This window comes from Actinopolyspora mzabensis, from assembly GCF_900101095.1.
Taxonomy (GTDB): Bacteria; Actinomycetota; Actinomycetes; order Mycobacteriales; family Pseudonocardiaceae; genus Actinopolyspora; species Actinopolyspora mzabensis.
The window spans coordinates 37,485-56,449 of record NZ_FNFM01000004.1 but is presented as its reverse complement, the minus strand read 5'-3'; the positions used below and the strand labels follow the sequence as shown (position 1 = coordinate 56,449).

The 18,965-nt window shown below is 69.0% G+C and carries 14 protein-coding genes and 1 riboswitch; of the genes, 4 read left to right on the top strand and 10 right to left on the bottom strand.

The features are described from left to right. The first annotated feature begins 153 nt into the window (after positions 1–153). The gene (gene cbiE / locus BLR41_RS07465; protein WP_092627543.1) at positions 154–1,398 is read left to right on the top strand and encodes a precorrin-6y C5,15-methyltransferase (decarboxylating) subunit CbiE; all 1,245 of its coding nucleotides are present in this window, start codon (positions 154–156) and stop codon (positions 1,396–1,398) included. Further along, entirely contained in the window at positions 1,395–2,138 is a 744-nt protein-coding gene (gene cobM, locus BLR41_RS07460) for a precorrin-4 C(11)-methyltransferase (RefSeq protein WP_092627542.1), read from the top strand. Before cbiE (BLR41_RS07465) ends, cobM begins: the two co-directional genes overlap by 4 nt. 81 nt (positions 2,139–2,219) lie before the next feature. Here the strand turns inward: cobM and BLR41_RS07455 are convergent, their stop codons facing one another. Continuing rightward, the gene (locus tag BLR41_RS07455) at positions 2,220–3,323 is read right to left on the bottom strand and encodes a cobalt-precorrin-5B (C(1))-methyltransferase (protein WP_092627284.1); all 1,104 of its coding nucleotides are present in this window, start codon (positions 3,321–3,323) and stop codon (positions 2,220–2,222) included. A gap of 240 nt (positions 3,324–3,563) precedes the next feature. Between BLR41_RS07455 and BLR41_RS07450 the strand changes: the two genes are divergently transcribed. Continuing rightward, positions 3,564–4,313, top strand: a complete 750-nt coding sequence (locus BLR41_RS07450) for a cobalt-precorrin-6A reductase (protein WP_092627283.1) — start codon at positions 3,564–3,566, stop codon at positions 4,311–4,313. Here the strand turns inward: BLR41_RS07450 and BLR41_RS07445 are convergent. The 3 genes from BLR41_RS07445 to cobG are packed head-to-tail and all read right to left on the bottom strand — an operon-like array spanning position 4,301 to position 7,856. Then, positions 4,301–5,818, bottom strand: coding sequence for a precorrin-2 C(20)-methyltransferase (locus tag BLR41_RS07445; protein ID WP_092627541.1), 1,518 nt, complete (start codon positions 5,816–5,818; stop codon positions 4,301–4,303). The two genes, BLR41_RS07450 and BLR41_RS07445, sit on opposite strands and share 13 nt — an antisense overlap. Positions 5,819–5,841: 23 nt before the next feature. After that, positions 5,842–6,468, bottom strand: a complete 627-nt coding sequence (locus tag BLR41_RS07440; protein WP_092627282.1) for a precorrin-8X methylmutase — start codon at positions 6,466–6,468, stop codon at positions 5,842–5,844. After that, positions 6,465–7,856, bottom strand: a complete 1,392-nt coding sequence (cobG, locus tag BLR41_RS07435; RefSeq protein ID WP_092627281.1) for a precorrin-3B synthase — start codon at positions 7,854–7,856, stop codon at positions 6,465–6,467. The genes BLR41_RS07440 and cobG overlap by 4 nt, the downstream gene beginning before the upstream one ends. A 124-nt stretch (positions 7,857–7,980) precedes the next feature. Beyond that, a riboswitch (cobalamin riboswitch) is annotated at positions 7,981–8,105 on the top strand. Positions 8,106–8,235: 130 nt separating this feature from the next. On the opposite strand from cobG, the gene cobN reads away from it, so the two are divergent. Then, entirely contained in the window at positions 8,236–11,850 is a 3,615-nt protein-coding gene (cobN, locus tag BLR41_RS07430) for a cobaltochelatase subunit CobN (RefSeq protein ID WP_092627280.1), read from the top strand. Between the two features lie 56 nt (positions 11,851–11,906). Here cobN and cobA read toward each other — a convergent pair whose 3' ends face one another. From cobA to BLR41_RS07400, 6 genes are all read right to left on the bottom strand, one after another. Continuing rightward, positions 11,907–13,142 (bottom strand): uroporphyrinogen-III C-methyltransferase, encoded by a 1,236-nt coding sequence (gene cobA, locus BLR41_RS07425; protein ID WP_092627279.1) that lies wholly within the window; start codon positions 13,140–13,142, stop codon positions 11,907–11,909. Between the two features lie 81 nt (positions 13,143–13,223). Then, complete coding sequence (locus BLR41_RS22800; protein WP_176797870.1) at positions 13,224–13,373, bottom strand: hypothetical protein; 150 nt, start codon at positions 13,371–13,373, stop codon at positions 13,224–13,226. 164 nt (positions 13,374–13,537) lie between these two features. Next, positions 13,538–14,638, bottom strand: coding sequence for a pyridoxal-phosphate-dependent aminotransferase family protein (locus BLR41_RS07415; RefSeq protein ID WP_092627277.1), 1,101 nt, complete (start codon positions 14,636–14,638; stop codon positions 13,538–13,540). A 513-nt stretch (positions 14,639–15,151) separates the two neighbouring features. Further along, positions 15,152–15,637, bottom strand: a complete 486-nt coding sequence (locus BLR41_RS07410; RefSeq protein WP_092627276.1) for a cobalamin biosynthesis protein — start codon at positions 15,635–15,637, stop codon at positions 15,152–15,154. Continuing rightward, entirely contained in the window at positions 15,634–16,842 is a 1,209-nt protein-coding gene (gene cbiE / locus BLR41_RS07405; RefSeq protein WP_092627540.1) for a precorrin-6y C5,15-methyltransferase (decarboxylating) subunit CbiE, read from the bottom strand. Before cbiE (BLR41_RS07405) ends, BLR41_RS07410 begins: the two co-directional genes overlap by 4 nt. A gap of 67 nt (positions 16,843–16,909) precedes the next feature. Further along, the gene (locus tag BLR41_RS07400; RefSeq protein WP_092627275.1) at positions 16,910–18,550 is read right to left on the bottom strand and encodes an SAM-dependent methyltransferase; all 1,641 of its coding nucleotides are present in this window, start codon (positions 18,548–18,550) and stop codon (positions 16,910–16,912) included. Positions 18,551–18,965 lie beyond the last annotated feature (415 nt).

The window sequence follows — 18,965 nt, the reverse complement described above, 5'->3', positions numbered from 1 at the left end:
GAGAAGGAGGACCGCGAACGTGTCCGAATGCCTCTTCCGCGGTGGGTGGACCCCACCGCCCTGCGCGGACGTGCGGTCCGGGGCGGTCCCGGAGGACGTGGTGGCAGGAGCCGTCGCGAACCGGGTGACGACGGCCGAGGCACCTGGATCCTCATGAACGAGGCGAGTACGGCGCTGCCCGAGCGAGTGCGGGTGGTGGGTATCGGCGCCGACGGTTGGCCGGGGCTGTCCCCGACCGCCAGGCAAGCGATCGCCGGGGCCGACGTGCTGCTGGGCAGCCGACGACAGCTCGATCTGGTGCCGGAGCCGAGTGGCCGTCGGATCGCCTGGCCCTCACCGCTGTTGCCCGCGCTGCCCGGCTTGTTCGCCGAGTACGCGGACAGCACCGTCTGCGTACTGGCGAGCGGGGACCCCATGTTCCACGGAATCGGTGCGACCCTGGCCAGGATGCTGGGACCGGAGCGGCTGGATGTGATACCGCAGCCCTCCTCGGTGTCACTGGCGTGTTCCCGGTTGGGATGGCCACTGCAGGAGACCAGGGTGGTCAACCTGGTCGGCAGAGCGGTGGAGAACGTGCTGGCCGCGCTCGATCCGGACGCACGCCTCCTGGTGCTGGGCTCCGACGGGACCACGCCGGGGAAGGTCGCCGAGCTGCTCACCGAGCACGGCTTCGGCCGCAGCGAACTGACGGTGCTGCAGAACCTGGGAGCCGCGCACGAGCGGCACCGGACCACGAGCGCGGCCGAGCTGCGGGAGAACACCGAGCCGCTCCACGTACTCGCGGTGCGATGTCGTACCGACGCGGAAACGCAACCCCCGTTCGAGCGCTTCCGAACCGCCGGCGCGCCGGGACTGCCGGATGAGGCGTTCGAGCACGACGGGCAGCTGACCAAACGGGATGTGCGGGTGACCACGCTGGCTCGGTTGGGCCCCTTCCCCGGTGGACTGCTGTGGGATGTCGGCGCGGGAGCCGGCAGCGTGGCCGTCGAGTGGATGCGTGCCGCTCCGTCCTGTCGGGCGATCGCGATCGAACGAGGCGCCGAGCGTGCCGAACGAGTCGTACGCAACGCCGCCCGACTCGGGGTTCCCGAGCTGAGCGTCGTTCGGGGAGCCGCTCCGGAAGCACTACGAGAACTGGAACGACCGGACGCGGTGTTCGTCGGCGGCGGGGTGACCACGCCCGACGTGTTACGGACCTGTATGGAGGCGTTGGCCCCCGGCGGACGACTGGTGGTCAACGCCGTCACGATGGAATCGGAGTCGATAGTGTCCGACTGGTACAGCAGGATGGGCGGCGAATTGGTGCGCATCGGCATCGAACAGGCCGCGCCGATCGGTGGATTCACCGCTTGGCGCCCCGCCATGCGGGTGACGCAGTGGGCGGTGACGAAGCGATGACGGTTCACTTCGTCGGTGCCGGCCCCGGTGCGGCCGACCTGATCACCGTGCGCGGCCGGGACACCCTCGCGAACAGCCCGGTGTGTCTGTACGCGGGCAGCCTGGTTCCCCGAGAACTTCTGGAACAGTGCCCGGCGGAAGCCCGACTCGTCGACACCGCCAGGATGACGCTCGACGGGATAGTCGACGAGATGCTGGCGGCCCACCGTCGGGGGCAGGACGTGGCACGGCTGCACTCCGGGGATCCGGCTGTGTTCAGCGCCGTGGCCGAACAGATGCGCAGACTCGACGCGCACGGTGTGGACTACGAGATCGTTCCGGGGGTACCCGCGTTCAGCGCGGCGGCGGCAGCCCTGAACCGAGAGCTCACCGTTCCCGGTGTCGGTCAGACCGTGTTGCTCACCAGGATCGCTGCCCGAGCTACCCCGATGCCGGAGGGCGAGGATCTCGAGACGCTGGGCGACAGCGGCGCGACGATGGTGCTGCACCTGGCGGTCAACCGCGTCGAGGAACTAGTGGAGCGGTTGGTGCCGAACTACGGGCCCGAATGCCCCGTCGCCGTGGTCGCCGGTGCGAGCAGGGACGACGAGGTCGTGCTGCGCGGCACGCTGTCGGACATATCCGGTCAGGTCAGGCAGGCGGGGATCGAGCGTACCGCCGTGATCGTCGTGGGCGAGGTGCTCACGGCGGGTGAGTTCCCGGACAGCCACCTCTACTCGGCGAACCGTTGTCGCGAGTGATCACCCGTGCATGAGGTGTGGGGGCCTCGCCGTGGAGGCCGGACGTCGATTCGTCGGGCGGTGTCGGGGGGCGAACTCCCGTCAGAACCTCGGAGAAGTACGTCCCACTATTCCGCCACCCCGGTCGATCACGATCACCTCGACCTCCACGGCTGATCCGCGCAGCGTTTCCAGGGCCACTTCGCGTGCGTGACGAGCGACGACGTCCCCCAGCGGGAAATCCTCGGCGAGGCTCCCCTGGAGCGCGTCGAGAGCGGTGTTGGCACCGCTCACGCGTTCGGCCAGCTCCGCGCTGCCGCCCTCCTGCCGCACCAGCCGGGACAGCTGCGCGAAGTTGACCTGGGAACGCTTGGAGTGCAGATCCAGGTGGCCGTCGGCGAGCTTCGCCATTTTGCCGATGCCGCCCGCGATCGTGAGCCGGGCCACCGGGTGTCTGCGCAGGTACTTCAGCACCGCTCCCGCGAAGTCGCCCATGTCGAGCAGCGCCTCGTCGGCGAGCCCGTGGAGCTCGACGACCGTGCGCTCCGACGTGCTGCCGGTGCAGCCCGCCACGTGTTCGAGCCCCTCGGCACGGGCCACGTCCACCCCCCGCCGAATGCTGTCTATCCACGCCGAGCACGAGTACGGGATCACCACTCCCGTGGTGCCCAGGATCGACAGGCCACCCGTGATCCCCAGCCTCGGATTCCAGGTGTGTCCGGCCAGCTCCGCGCCGTCCTCGACCGAGATCTCGATCACCACGTCCCCGGAGTCTCCGTGTCTCCCGGCGAGCTCGGTGACCGCTTCGGTGATCAACCTGCGGGGAACGGGGTTGATCGCGGGCTCACCGACGGCCAGCGGCAGGCCGGGCTTGGTGACGGTGCCGACACCGGCTCCCGCGCGGAAGGTAACCCCGCTGCCCTGCTCGCCACGGGTGACACGGGAACGCACGACGGCACCGTGGGTGACGTCCGGATCGTCCCCGGCGTCCTTGACCACTCCCGCGAACGCCCAGCCCGGGCCGGAGCTCTCGCGGGTGAGCGCGAAGGACGGGCAGTGCCCCTTTGGCAACCGCACCGGTACGGGATCCGGGAAGTCACCCGTGAGCAACGCCGTGTAAGCGGCTGTGGTGGCGGCCAGGGCGCAGGCCCCGGTGGTCCAGCCGTACCGGAGCCCACCCGACTGCTCGACGCTTTCGTTCGCCACGGCAGAATGCACTCCAACGGGTTCGATTGGTCGTCCTGACTGCGGAGTTCACGGTCACCGAGCCCGGCCGCCGAAGGCACCAGGGATTTTCGGCGGCCCGAGCTCACCGGCGACGAGCTCGACCTTACGACCGGTCCGGCCCGTCCGCGTCGGGAACCCGGAAGACCGCGGTCCCACCGATGTTCCGGGCCCCAGCGCGGGGGCGCCACCGGAGGTCCGCACTCGATTTGAGGGGTAACGATGAGTCCGCGTGTCCTCGTGCTGGGCGGCACCGGCGAGGGTAGGCGACTGGCCGAAAAGCTCGCTCAGCTGGGAATTTCGGTGGTTTCCTCGCTCGCGGGCCGGGTTCGCGAACCGAAACTGCCCGTCGGTGAGGTCCGGATCGGCGGGTTCGGCGGCCGGGAAGGACTGGCCGAGTATCTCCGCGCGGAACGGATCGGGACCGTGGTGGACGCCACCCACCCCTTCGCCACGCGGATGACCGAGAACGCGGTATCGGCCACCGAAACCACGGGAACCGAACTGCTGGTGCTGCGGAGAAGGGCGTGGTCTCCGGGGCCGGCCGACGAGTGGCACCAGGTGGACTCGCTGGCCGAGGCCGCCGAAAAGGTCGGCGAGCTCGGGCGGCGCGTGCTGTTGACCACCGGGCGCCAGGAACTGGGGTGCTTCGCCGCCGCACGGGACATCTGGTTCCTGGTGCGCACCGTCGAGGAGCCCGAACAACCACTTCCCCCGAACATGACCACGCTTACCGCCAGGGGACCGTTCGACACCGCCGCCGAGTTGGAGCTGCTCCGAACTCACCGGATAGAGGTAATCGTGAGCAAGAACAGCGGAGGCAGCATGACCGAGGGGAAGCTGGACGCCGCACGAAGGCTGGGACTGCCGGTGGTACTCGTGCGACAGCCGGACCTCCCGCCCGCACCGGTGGTGCACACGGTGGCGGAGGCACTCACCTGGTTCCGGGAACGCGGTTCTCATGCCGGGTAACGGCGTGGGGTGAACACGGTCGCACCGTCCGAACGCTCGACTACCCTGCTGGTGGAGGAGCCGACCAGCAACAGACACCGCATGTCGACCTGTTCCGGATCCAGCTCGTCGAGCCGGACGATCCGAACGTCCTCCTCCGCACCTCCGATGTCCCTGCCGATCACCACCGGTGTCTCGGGAGCACGGTGCCGGAGCAGGGTGTCGCGGGCCGCACCGACCTGCCAACGTCTGCTCGCGGAGGCCGGGTTGTAGACGGCCATCGCGAGATCGGCACTCGCGGCGGCCTCCAGCCGCTGTTCGATGACGCTCCACGGCTTGAGGCGATCGGACAGCGAGAGCACGCAGTAGTCGTGGCCGAGCGGCGCTCCCGCTCTGCTGGCCACCGCCTGCGCAGCGGTGAGGCCTGGGAGCACGCGGACGTTCACGTGTTCGTAGGCCGGATCGGTGGCCGCTTCCAGCACCGCGCTCGCCATGGCGAAGACACCCGGATCGCCGGACGAGACCACGACGACCTCGCGTCCGGTGGCGGCGAGTTCCAGAGCCGCCGCGGCCCGCTCGGCTTCGACCCGATTGTCCGAGGGGTGCTTGCGTTGACGCGGATTGCTCGGAATCCGGTCGAGGTAGGGACCGTAGCCCACGAGATCGTCGGCGGCGCCGAGCGCCGCCTGCGCCTCGGGAGTCGTCCACTCCCGACCAGCAGGCCCCAGTCCGACCACGCTCAGACCGCCCGGCCCCGAACCGGTGCCGCTGCGTACTTCCTCGCTCGCCCCGGTGGCGCCGCTGGCCTCCCCCACCGGACTGGGCAGCAGCGCCAGTGAGAAGTAGGGCACGCTTTCGGGATCGACGTCGCCGAGCTTCTCGACTCGTTGGCGCCTTGTGCTGGCACGTTCCACGTAGTAGGCACTGTCGAGGCAGCCGGCCTTCTCGAAGGCCTCCCGCACTCCCTCGAAGGTCCGTCCCAGTTTGAGCACAGCGGCGGCGTCGGTGTCCCGCAACCGCTCGGCCAGGGCGTGCGGCTCCAGGGTGCCGGGCAGCACCGTGAGGATCTCGTCTCGTTCGGCGAGGGGACGTCCCAGTTCGGCCGAAGCGGCGCTGACCGAGTTGACGCCCGGCACGACCTCGGTGTCGAACCGACCCGAGAGCCGTTTGTGCATGTGCATGTAGGAGCCGTAGAAGAACGGGTCGCCTTCGCCCAGCAGCGCGACGTCGCGCCCCGCGGCGAGGTGGGCGGCCAGCCTGCCCGCGATCTCGGTGTAGAACTCGTCGATCGCGCCCTGGTAACCCCCGGGGTGATCGGTGGTCTCGGTGGTGACGGGATACACCAGGGGCTCCTCGATCTGGTCACCACGCAGATAGGGCTCGGCCACCGAACGGGCGATGCTGTTGCCGTGCCTGGCGCTGTGATAGGCGACCACGTCGGCCGCACCGATCAGACGTGCCGCCTTGACCGTGACCAGTTCCGGATCACCGGGTCCCAGCCCCACTCCGAACAGTCGGCCGGGCACGGGGTCGTTGCTGTGTTGGCTGCTCACTCTTCCTCGCTCGCGATCGCGTTGATGGCGGCGACCGTCATCGCACTACCGCCGCGCCTGCCGTGCACCACCAGGTACTCGGGGCAGCCGGGGTGCTCCTCCAGCGCCTGTTTGGACTCGACCGCACCGATGAACCCGACCGGAATCCCCAGGACCGCCGCCGGTGTTCCCGCGCCCTCCTCGATCAGCTCCAGCAATCGGAACAGGCAGGTGGGAGCGTTGCCGATCGCGACCACGGCTCCGTCGAGCCTGCCGCGCCACAGCTCCATGGCTGCCGCGCTGCGGGTGGTTTCCAGCTGACGGGCAAGGCCCGGGACCCGCGGGTCGGACAGGGTGCACAGGATCTCGTTGGCGGCGGGCAGCCTGCGTCGCGTCACCCCCGCGGCCACCATTTCCGCGTCGCACAACACCGGAGCACCGGCGGCCAGCGCCTCGCGCGCGGCACCGACCACTCCGGACGAGAAGGCGAGATCGTCGACGAGGTCGACCATGCCGCAGGCGTGGATCATGCGCACGGCCACACCGGCGACGTCCGACGGCAGCTCGTCGAGCCCGGCTTCGGCGCGGATCGTCGCGAAGGAGCGCCGGTAGATCTCCTTGCCGTCCCGGATGTATTCGATCACCGGTTGTCCTCGTCACCCGTTTCCTGCTGGTCGTCCTCGTGTCCGTTCCCGGGCTCGAGGGTGCTCGGCCCGACGTGTCGGGCACGCCGGACGGCCTCGGCCACCTCCTCCGTCCCCGCCGCCGTGGCCCAGGTGTCGGTCCCGGACTCCGCGGTGGAACTGACCCGGTAGCCGGAGGGGCTCGCCAGTACTTCCACCACCGGACCACGCGGAAGCCCGCAGCGGCGCGAGCAACCGGCCCAGTGCACCGGCAGGACACCGGCGTCGGTGCCTCCGTCGTCCACCGCCTCGGCGTAGGCCAGCCCACGCGCGGCGTCCCGGTGGACGTCTGCCAGGGACTTCGCGCAGCCGGGTTCCCCCGCACAGGCGGTCGCGCCGTTGAACGGCGAGGCTGTTTCGACGATCAGACCGCACGAGTGCAGTGCGGAGAGCCACGTCGAACACTCCTCTTCGGCGACGCCGGGGACGACCACCGTCCGCCAGGGCGTCAGTCGGACCGTACCCGACGCGGCTTCGGCCGCTCGTATGATGCAACGCAGCTGCGCCGGGGACAAGCGCCCCAGCGGCGCTCCCACACCCAGGGCCACCCGCCCCTCGGAGCGAGTCAGCTCACCGACAGTGGGCCTTTCCTGGGATTTCGGCCATTCGGCGAACGAGACGGACCACCGCGATGTGACATCGGCAACGGATCCCGAGCACTGCCCCGCACGATCACGAAGCGCGTCGATCAACTCATCCAGCGTGTCCAACTCGGCCACTCGCCACGCCGTGGCACCGTGCCGTTCCCGCGTGGCGAGGAACTCGCACGCCGCCGTGACCGCGGCGGCGGGCGCCGCACCGGGCGGGACGCGCACTCCCGAATCCCTCCCCGCCAGCAGCACGGCGACGCTGTCGGAGGACACCGGCAGCAACCCCACGTCGGCGCGCAACCGCGCCAGATCACCGCTGCCGTCGTCGACGGTGAACAGGAACCTGCCGGAGAGTTCGGCCAGCGCGGGCTCGGCGCACAGCAGGGCGTCGAGCTCCGCGGCGAGCCAACGCACCGAGCCCAGTCGGCCACGACCGTCGAGTCCCGCGTAGGGAGCGGCGATGATGTTGCGCACCCGCTCGTGGGTCAGCGAAGGCAGCAGACCGACTTCGGCCAACAGTCGTCCCAGCTCGTCGGGAGCTTCGACACCGCGCAGCTGCAGGTTCGCACGCGAGGTCAGCTCTACCGTGGAGTTTCCCAACTCGACGGCGGCCTTCGTCAGGGCGCGCAGCTGCCGGAGCTCCAGTCGACCACCGGGAACCCGGACCCGCGCCAGCCCACCGTCCGCGGCCTGATGAACCCGGAGCGCACCAGGGCACGCGTCGGCTCTGTCGCGGTCGGCGCTGTAGTACTCGGACACTCCGGCGATGTTACGGGCCGCACCACTGTGCGCCGCGACACGATGGCGGGCCGGGGTGTGCCCGCAGCTTGACGAGGGATCCGCACGTTCCCGAAACTGGAGCGCGTATCTGCGGTGGATCACGGAGGAAGCCGGTGCGAGTCCGGCGCGGTCCCGCCACTGTCACCGAGGAGCGAACTCCGTAGACGGTCACTGTCTCGTGGAGATGGGAAGACCGGAGCGAGCGATGATCCGGCAGCCAGGAGACTCCGACCACCGCCGCCACTGAAAAGGGGCGAGGACCCCTGGGAAGGTTACTGATGCGCCGTTCGAACGCGCGTGCATCGCGCGTCCTGTCCTGGTCGGTCCCCCCGGTTCTCGACGCCGAGGAGCCAATCGCATGATCCTGCTGCTGTCCACTTCCGACACCGACCTGCTCAGCGCACGGGCCAGCGGCGCCGACTACCGGCTCGCCAACCCCGCCCGGGTCGGTGCGGACGATCTCCCCGGTCTGCTCGACGGGACCGACCTCGTCGTGGTGCGGCTGCTCGGCGGCCGCAGGGCGTGGGAGGAAGGACTCGACGTCCTGCTGCAGGGGCCACGCCCGGTGGTCGTACTCGGCGGTGAACAACAACCGGACGCCGAGCTCATGGAATGCTCGACGGTCCCGGGCGGAGTGTGCGCCGAGGCGCACGCCTACCTGGCCCACGGTGGACCGGAGAACCTGACCCAGCTGTTCCACTTCCTCTCCGACACCGTGCTGCTGACCGGCCACGGCTTCGCCCCACCGGAGGAAACTCCCACCTGGGGCAGGCTGGAGCGCACGCCCGGGCGGCTGGAGGGTCCCACCGTGGCGGTGCTGTACTACCGGGCGCACCACATGGCGGGCAACACCGCGTTCGCCCACACCCTCTGCGACGCGATCGAGAACGCCGGCGGACAGGCGATGCCGCTGTTCTGCGCCTCGCTGCGCACCCCCGACCCGGAACTGCTCGAAACGCTGCGCGGCGCGGACGCCCTGGTGGTCACTGTGCTCGCCGCGGGGGGCAGCAAGCCCGCGGTGGCCACCGCCGGTGGTGACGACGAGGCGTGGGACGTCGGCGCACTGGCGCAACTGGACATCCCGATCCTGCAGGGCCTGTGCCTGACCAGCAGCCGCGCCGCTTGGGAGGAGAACGACGAGGGACTGTCCCCGTTGGACATGGCCACCCAGGTCGCGGTTCCGGAGTTCGACGGCAGGCTGATAACGGTACCGTTCTCGTTCAAGGAGAACGACTCGGAAGGACTGCCGGTCTACGTCGCCGACAGCGAACGCGCGGCGCGCGTCGCGGGGATCGCGGTTCGGCACGGGAGGCTGGGACACATCCCCGCCGAACGCAAGCGCCTTGCGTTGATGCTCTCGGCCTACCCCACCAAACACGCCAGGGTCGGCAACGCCGTGGGGCTGGACACTCCGGTGTCCGCGGTACGGATGCTGCGATCGTTGCACGAGCAGGGCTACGACATCGGTCCGGCGGAGGGCCCGGACGCGCTGCCCGGTGTCGAGGCGCAGGACGGTGACGCGCTGATCCACGCGCTGATCGCGGCAGGCGGACAGGACCGCGACTGGCTGAGCGAGGAACAGCTGGCCGGCAACCCGGTACGTATCCCCGTCGGGCGGTACCGGCAGTGGTTCGACTCGCTACCCGAACAGTTGCGCGCCGACATCGAACAACACTGGGGGCCGCCGCCCGGTGAGCTGTTCGTGGACTACTCGCAGGACCCCGAGGGCGAAATCGTGCTCGCCGCCATCAGGGCGGGCAATGTCGTGCTGATGATCCAGCCACCACGTGGCTTCGGGGAGAACCCGATCGCGATCTACCACGATCCGGACCTGCCCCCGAGTCACCACTATCTGGCCGCCTACCGCTGGCTGGTCGACGACTTCGACGCGCACGCCTTGGTGCACCTGGGCAAGCACGGCAATCTGGAATGGCTCCCGGGCAAGACCGCGGGCATGTCGGCGGCCTGCGCCACGGACGCGGCGATCGCCGATCTGCCGCTGATCTACCCCTTCCTGGTCAACGACCCCGGTGAGGGAACGCAGGCCAAGCGCCGGGTGCACGCCACCCTGGTGGACCACCTGGTTCCTCCCATGGCCCGTGCCGAGAGCTACGGCGACATCGCGCGGCTGGAACAGCTGCTCGACGAGCACGCCAACATCACGGCGATGGACCCGGCCAAGCTGCCCGCCATCCGCAGCCAGATCTGGACGCTGATGCAGGCCGCCAAGCTGGATCACGACCTGGGCTTGGCGGAGCGCCCGCACGACGCCGAGTTCGACGACATGCTGATGCAGGTCGACGGTTGGCTGTGCGAGGTGAAGGACGCCCAGATCCGGGAGGGGCTGCACGTGTTCGGGGATCCTCCCGCCGGGGAGGCCCGGGTCGGCCTGGTACTGGCGATGCTGCGGGCGCGGCAGATGTGGGGTGGTCAGCAGGCCGCGGTGCCGGGACTGCGAGAGGCGCTGGGACTCGCCGAGGACGGTTCGGAGGCCCGGGAACGGGTGGACGACGTCGAAGAGCGGGCACACTCGCTGGTGACGGCCATGGAGGAGCACGGCTGGCGGGGTGAGAAGGCCGAGGAAGTCTGCCGCGCGGTGCTGGGCGAGGTTCCGGAACGGGTTCCCGAGGTGTTGCGGTTCGCCGCCACGGAGATCGTCCCCCGACTCGCGGCCACCACCGACGAGATGGGCTCGACACTGCACGCGCTGAACGGCGGCTACATCCCGTCCGGGCCGAGCGGCTCCCCGTTGCGCGGCCTGGTCAACGTGCTGCCCACCGGCAGGAACTTCTACTCGGTGGACCCGAAGGGCATCCCCAGCAGGCTGGCCTGGGACACCGGTTACGCCATCGCGGAGTCGCTGCTGCAGCGCTACCGCGAGGACAACGGGGGATGGCCCGGCTCAGTGGGATTGTCGGTGTGGGGTACCAGTGCGATGCGCACTTCCGGTGACGACATCGCCGAGGTACTCGCGCTGATCGGTGTCCGTCCCACCTGGGACGACTCCTCGCGCCGGGTGAACGGGTTGGAGACGATTCCGCTCGACGAGCTCGAGCGCCCGCGGGTGGACGTCACGGTGCGGATCAGCGGATTCTTCCGGGACGCCTTCCCGCACGTGGTCAACCTGCTCGACGACGCCTTCCGGATGGTCGCGGAACTGGACGAGCCCGACGAGTGGAACCACGTTCGGGCGCACACCAGGGCCGATGTCGCCGAACACGGCGACGAGCGTCGCGCGACGATGCGCATCTTCGGCTCGAAGCCGGGCGCCTACGGTGCTGGGATGCTGTCGCTGATCGACAGCCGCAACTGGCGCGACGACTCGGATCTCGCGGAGGTGTACACGGTCTGGGGTGGTTTCGCCTACGGTCGCGAGCTGGACGGTGTCGAGGCGAGGTCGGACATGGAGACCGCCTACCGCAGGATCTCGGTGGCGGCCAAGAACACCGACACGCGCGAGCACGACATCGCCGACTCGGACGACTACTTCCAATACCACGGTGGGATGGTGGCCACGGTGCGGGCGCTGACCGGCGAGTCTCCCGCCGCCTACATCGGGGACAGCTCGCGGCCGGACTCGATCAAGACGCGGTCGCTGCACGAGGAGACCTCGCGGGTGTTCCGCTCCCGTGTGGTCAACCCCCGCTGGGTCTCGGCGATGCGCCAGCACGGCTACAAGGGTGCCTTCGAGCTCGCGGCCACAGTGGACTACCTGTTCGGCTACGACGCGACCACCGGAGTGGTCGGCGACTGGATGTACGAGAAGCTCGCCGAGACCTACGTCTTCGACGAGCAGAACCAGAAGTTCCTCACCGAGTCGAACCCGTGGGCACTGCACGGGATCGCCGAACGGCTGCTGGAGGCTGCCGACCGCGAACTGTGGGCGGAGCCGGACCCCGAAACGCTGCGGGGACTGCGTGAGGTCTACCTGCAGGTGGAAGGTGACCTAGAGGAGGGCCCCGGCGGCGACTGACACCGAGGCTCGTCGGCGTCGATCTCGCGCGAGATCGACGCCGACGTTCGGAGGATTCAGCCAACCGGCAGGGTGCGGCGTTCGGGAGCCAACCCCGCCACCGGTCCGACGACGATCACGGCGGGCGGTCTGACCTCTGAGTTCTCGACCTCGTCGGCCACCTCGTCCAGGGTGCTTCGCAGGGTCCGTTGCGCGTGCATGGTGCCTTCCTGGACCACCGCGACCGGTGTTTCGGGACTCCTGCCGTGTTCGAGCAGCACGTCGGCGAACTCACGGATCCGTTTGACGGCCATCATCAGCACCAGCGTCCCGTTCAACCGGGCCAGCGCGGGCCAGTCCACCAGGGACTGCTCGTCGTGCGGCCCCACGTGGCCGGAGACCACGACCACCTCGTGTGCCACCCCGCGATGGGTCACCGGCACGTCTCCGATCGCCGGCGCCGCGAACGCACTGGTTATCCCGGGTACCGCAGTCACGGCCACCCCCGCCTCGACGCAGGCGAGCAGTTCCTCGAAACCGCGTCCGTAGACGTAGGGGTCCCCGCCCTTCAGCCGCACCACGAAGTTTCCCGCCGTGGCACGTTCGATCAGCAGTTTGTTGATGACTTCCTGGTTCGCCGCTCGCCCGTAAGGGATCTTGGAGGCGTCTATCACCTCGACGTCGGGAGAGAGCTCTTCCAGCAGTTCGCGCGGCGCGAGCCGGTCGGTGATCACCACGTCGGCCCTCCCCAACAACTGGCGGCCCCGAACCGTGATCAGATCGGGATCCCCCGGGCCACCGCCGACGAGGGCGACACCTGGCTCCGGTGGTTCGGCACGTTCCTCGACCTGTCCGGTGCGCAGCGCCTCCAGCAGCGTCTCCTTGACCACTGCCGACCTCCGGTGATCACCGCCGGCCAACACTCCGAGCAGCAGCCCGTCGTGTTCCGCGACGGCGGGCGTGACCGCGGTGCCCCTGCTCGCCTCGTCCGCGCGCACGCAGAAGATCCGCTCACGCTCCGCCTCGGCGACGACCCGCTCGTTGACCTCGGAGCTGGAGGTACAGGCCACCACGTACCAGGCCCCGTCCAGATCTCCCTCGGTGTACCGCCTGCGGTGCCACACCAGCTCTCCGGAATCGGCCATGGCATCCACGGCGGGGGTGGCCTCCGGCGATATCACCACCACGCTTGCCCCGGCCTTGAGCAGCCTGGGGACGCGGCGCTGTGCCACGGTTCCGGCTCCGACGACCACCACCCGCCTGTCCTGCAGATCGAGTCCGGCGAAGTAATGGTGCTGGCTGTACGAGGTCATCTGGGTAGTCGTTCCTGTCGGGTCACACCCCCGGCGACATCGGCGGGGTCGGTTCGAGACTGTTGCTGCCGCTGGTATCCGTCACTGTTGAGCACGCACGGCTTCGTGCGGCTTGGGACCGGACAGCTTCCACCAGAGCGCGGCGCCTACCCATAGTGCCATGAAGACCGCCGGGGTCGGATCCCCGAGAAGTTCGAAGTGATTTCCGATACCCCCGTCGATCCCAGCCATCGGAACACCGAGCGCCGAGAACGCACCCGCGAGCACGGCCACTCCGATGCGCGATTGCGCACCGTGGGAGTTCCATGCTCGGGAACATTCCGGACGTGCTCGTGCCCGGCCCCGCCGGGGTGACGGGGTCGGGCACGGGCACGTGGACGGGTGGGCCGGACCGATCACCGGCCGAGGATGGTGCGCAACGCGCCGAGCAGCATCTCCACCCGGTCCAGCCGCGCGTTGTTGCCCATGAGGCCGATACGCCAGACGCTGTTGGCGAACGGTCCGGCACCGGCACCGATCTCGATGCCGTAGTCGGTCAGCAGTTGCTTGCGCACGTCCGCGGAGTCCACCCCTTCGGGCACCCACACGCTCGTCAACTGGTGCAGCCTGTTGCCCTCCGGGGCGAACAGTTCGAGCCCCATCCCCCGCAGGCCTTGCTGCAGCGCCTCGCCCGCCGCGCGGTGGCGCTCGGCGACGGCGGGCATTCCCTCCTCGAGCACCCGCCCGAGCGCGGCGTGCAGCGAGGCGACCATCGCGGTGGGCGCGGTGTGGTGATAGGCACGTCCGCCGGAGGCGCCTCCGGTCACGTAGTTCCCGATGAGCCCGAGATCCAGGTACCACGTGGTGGGCTTCTCGACCCTGCGCTCCCAGGCGCGTTCGGAGACCGTGAACGGCGCGAGCCCGGGAGGCACCCCGAGGCATTTCTGCGTGCCGGCGTAGGCGATGTCGACGTTCCAGGCGTCGAGGTCGATCTGTTCACCAGCGATCGAGGTCACACAGTCCGCCAGCAGCAGGGTGTTGTCGCCGCGGGCGCGCAACGCCTCGCCGAGCCGACCGATATCGCTGCGCACACCGGTGGAGGTCTCTGCGTGCACGGCTGCCACCAGCGCCGGGGAGGGATGGGCGTCCAGCACGCGCTGGACGTCCACGGGCTCTCCCCAGTCGTGGTCGACGCGCACGACCTCGGCTCCGTAACGGCTCGCGACATCGCACATGCGTTCGCCGAACAGACCGTTGACGGCCACGACGACCACGTCACCCGGGTGCACGAAGTTGACGAAGGCCGCCTCCATGCCGATGGAGCCGGTTCCGGAAAGCGGAAGCGTACGGAGGTTTCGGGTCCCCCAGACCGACCGCAGTCGTTCCCCGGTGTCGTCGAGCAGTTTCAGGAACTCCGGGTCCAGGTGACCGAGCAGCGGAGCTGCCAGAGCCGCGGTGGCCTCCGGATAGGTGTTCGACGGCCCGGGGCCGAGTAGAGAGCGTTCAACCAGTGCCATGACGCCCAGCCTAGGCACCCCGCCCCAGCGCAACGGGCCGTACCCACTTGACGAGGATCTGACCTGGGCACACCGGATTCCATGCAACGGAAACAAGATTCCACGAGCTTGCTCGAACGAACTGTTGACAATGTCACATCCTCGAGGAATCCACGGAAGCCGCGAAACGACGCTCCGGAGAGAGCGGAAGTACGACGTTGCACAGCGAAAACACGCCCGGAAAGAAAACACCACCGCACACCCCCAGTCGGTGCGGTGGTGGGCGCGGTCGGTTCACCCGTAAGGCTGGAGGCAACCACGCAAGTCGAAGTTTTCTCACATATAGCTTGCAGTACTGTAGTGTAGGTTCACTCGTTATAGTCAAGATCTATCGCCAAATCGGACTAATAGTGGAAAAATTACTCACTTTGCGTATCCGACTTGGCCGTTGCGTATCCGACTTGGCGCGGTTGTAACACTCGGCGCGCCGAAAGGCGAGCACGGTGACCGGCCCGGGATCTCCGCACGCGAGGATCAACGCAGCCGGCGGAGCACTCTTCCGGGAAAGGCCGGTCGCAACGCCAGCGGGGCTCCCGTGGGGTTGGCCGCCGCGAGCGTGACCCCGGCGGTGACGAACTTGTGCAGCACCATCCGAGCCGGGCCCTCCCCCAGCTCGGTGGCGGCACGCAGGCAGGCCGCTTCCGCGACGCTGGGAGTGCCGACCCGTTGTCCCACGGAATCGCTCGGGTTGGGGACGGTCGTTTCGGCGAGCGCTTCGGCCGAGTAGCACAGCATCGGCAGCTCCCCTTCGACCGCGAGCGACCAGCGCCGCGAGTGTTCCCGGAGTCCGGCGCGCAGCTGCTCCGACTCCGCCGCACGCTCGATCGTGGCCACCGCCCGAACGACAGGGAAATCGCCGGAAAAACATCCGTCCAGTGCGGACAGTGCTTCCGTGACGGCGGCAGCGGTTACTCCGCTGGAAGCACCGATACCGATCGCCAGCGCTCCGGTGACGCTCACACGGCATCCCCGTTGGGAAGCTCGGCGGAGAGCAGTACCACCGGTTCACCCGCCGCCAACCCCGAAACGTCCCTATCGGAAGTGACCATCCGGTTGGCGAAGAGCTGCACTCCCTCGACGCGGTAACCGGCGTGGCGCAGCACATCCCTGTTCGCCGCGATCCGGTCCAGCGTGTGCGAAGCGAGCACGACGCGCCGCGCCCCCACATGGGCGCAGGCGGTGAGCACTTCCGCGTCGTCGAGCCCGACGAAAATCGAATCCGGCTTGGCGAGCCTCCGCAACACCGCCGGCGCGGCGCCCTCCTCGACGCGGACGTTCACCCCGTGGGCGGCAGCGTTGGAAACCAACCGTACGACCTGGGCCTCGTCGGACTCCACCGCAACGCAGGCGGCCCCCATCCTGGCGCATTCCACCGCCACCGAACCCGATCCCGCACCCACGTCCCACACCAGGGTGCCGGGCCGGGGAGTCAGTCGAGCCAGCGCGAGCGCACGAACTTCGCTGGGAGTGACGGTTCCCTCTCGATGGGAGAACTCGGCTTCCGGAAGGGCCCACCGCTCCGGAGGTGTGGGCTCGCCCCCGCTGTGCCAACTACGTCCGGGCACGGCGTCAGGATCGTCCACACAACAGACGATGTTGGGTTCGAACCAGTTGCGTTCCGCTGCCTCCTCCGGATCGATCGTGGTCACACGCTCGTGCTCACCACCGAGGTCCTCACCGACGATCATCGTGCGGCGCCAGCCACGCAGCCCGGAGGCGAGTTGGGCCGGTCCGGTGTCACCGCCGGTCAGCACCACCACAGCCGAACGCGCACGACAGATGTTGAGCGCACGGTGCAGTCCCCCGATACGCGCGCTGATCACACTGGCGTCCTCCCAGGAGCGCCCCATGCCCGCGAGCAGTCGTTGCACGCTGGACAAGGCGGGCAACACCGCGCACCGCACTCCCTTGTCGCGCAGGGCGCGGACGGCACCGAAGAACCCGGGGTCCCCCGAGGCGAGCACCACACCGGTTTCCTCGGCGGTCAACGCGGAAAGCGCGCTCAACGCGGGGCCGAACGAACCGAGCTCGACCGTTCGCACCCCTTCCGGAGCGTGCTCCCGCAAGTGCGGGGGAGCTCCCACGATCAGTTCCGCTGAGTTCAGCACCTCGGCCGCACCCTCGGGCAACGGTCCACCGTCGATTCCGATAACCGTGACCGCCACGTCGCGCACTCCGTCCGACTAGAAGGTTGAGTTGGATTCTCGCAGTGACTTCCTGTTCGGCGACTTCCTATTCGGCGGCGCGTCGCTTCCCGGAACCGGTACTCGACGAACCGCTCCTGTTCCCGTTCGTCGTGCTCTTCTGCTGCGACCTGGTTCTGGTGCCGCTCTTCGCGGTGTTCGACCTGCCACCGCCGGACTTGGTCGTCGACCTCTTGGCGCCGGACTTCGCAGAGGTATCGGCACCGGACCCGTTCTTCTCGGTTTTCGGGTCCGGGACGTCGTCGGTCGCCGCCGCACTCGATACCCCGACCTGTTCGTCCCCTTCGGCAGTGGGCCGTTCCCGCGGATTCTCCTCGGACGCGACCGGCTCCTCGGCAGTCTCCCGTTCCGCAGCGCCGGCGGAGTCGTTCGATGCGGACGGCACGTCGTCGCGCTCCCTCCCCTCGGGACCGCTCGCTCCGTCTCCCGCCGCCCCCGGGACCAGCTCGTCAGCGGTGGGCGCCGGTTCGACGTCCGCCACCGGCTCGGGCGCCGCGGAACCGTCCGCTGTCGGGGCCTCGTCCTTCCCGGTCCCGGCCACCGCGGCATCCTGTTCGGTGGCCACGTCTTCTTCGGGAACCGTGCTCCCCTCGGCGGACTGTTGCTCGGCCACGACCGAGTGCCGAACACCGCCGCGACCACCGGTCCGAACAGCATCCCTGGTGTTCTGCTGCCAGTCGCGAACCGCCCACCAGGCGACATCGGCGTCGGCACGCGCACCATCACGCTGTTCGTCCGAACGGAGCTGCGGCAACGGCCCGTCCGGACCGCTCGCGGAGCCCCCGGAAGCACCGCGGGTTCCCGAACTCCGCTCCGCGCCCCACCGTCCGGCGGAGTACCGAGCACCGGAACCACCGCGCCATCCCGAGCTCGATTCCGCGTGGCGACCGTTCCGCGTCCCCTCCCCCGGCGGCCGTCCGGAAGAATAGGATCGCGCACGTGTGGCCTGCGAGCGCAGGGCCTCACCGACCAGGAAGAGCGTGTTCCGCCAGAGCCTGTGCTTCTTGACGATTCCCTCGAGCTCGCCGACGCTGCTGCGCAGCACCAACTCGTCCGAGCACGTGACCTTGTAGGCGACGACCACGGGAACGTCGTCACCGTACCCGGCCGTGCGCAACCGTTCCACGAGTTGACCGGTGCGTGACGCGGAAACCGACAGCGCCATGGTCATACCGTTCTCGGCGAACTCCCGCGCTTTCGAGGCCTCGGGAAGCGTGTTGGATTGACCGTCCGGCCTGGCGACCATGAGGGGATACTCTTGCTCCGCACCGGTGAGTTCCCTGCCGACCGCGGCGGCAGCAGCGGTGTGGCCGGCCACCCCTGGCACCATCTCCACTTCCAGTTCCATGCGCGCGCAGGTGTCGTACTGCTGCTGTAGCGAACTCCAGACCGCGGCGTCACCGGAATGCAACCGCACCACTCGCAGGCGTTCCCGCTCCGCCCTCCGGTAGATCTCCTGGACCTCGCGCTTGTCGATCGCGGTGGTGTCGAGCAGCTCGACGTCGGCGCGTGCGTGTTCCCGCACCCCCTCGGGAGAAATCGTACTCGGGCTACAGAGAACGATGTCCGCCTCGGAGATCCGACGCGCGGCGCGCAGTGTCATCAGATCGACCGCACCGGGGCCCGCCCCTACGAAAGAGACCAGCCCGGTGCGAGTTCCCGAAGTCATGCGATCGTTCTCCTCTCCCGCCCAACGCGGTGCAAGTAATACCACTGCGGACAATCGACGCGCGCCGCACCCGGTGCGGCCGTTCTCCCGTGTCGAGGCGGACCAGACATCGGCGACCCGACGAGGGTTTCCGCTCGTCCCGCGGTCATCCGTGGCGCAGGCGAGCGGCACTCGGTTCTCGAAAACACCGCGCACCGGTCCTCGATGCGACGGTGAAAAAACCACGACGCGTACCGATCGACCGTATCGCGACACTGCCGTGGACACCGAGCGCACCGTTCCGGCCGCACACGGCACGCGAACGGGAACAATGGTTCCACAGTGGAGCAACGACGCGGCACCGCCCGGACGGTCGGGGAGCAATTCGAAGTCGATCCGACGAGATCAACGGGCCTCCCGGCACGTTTTCACTCGG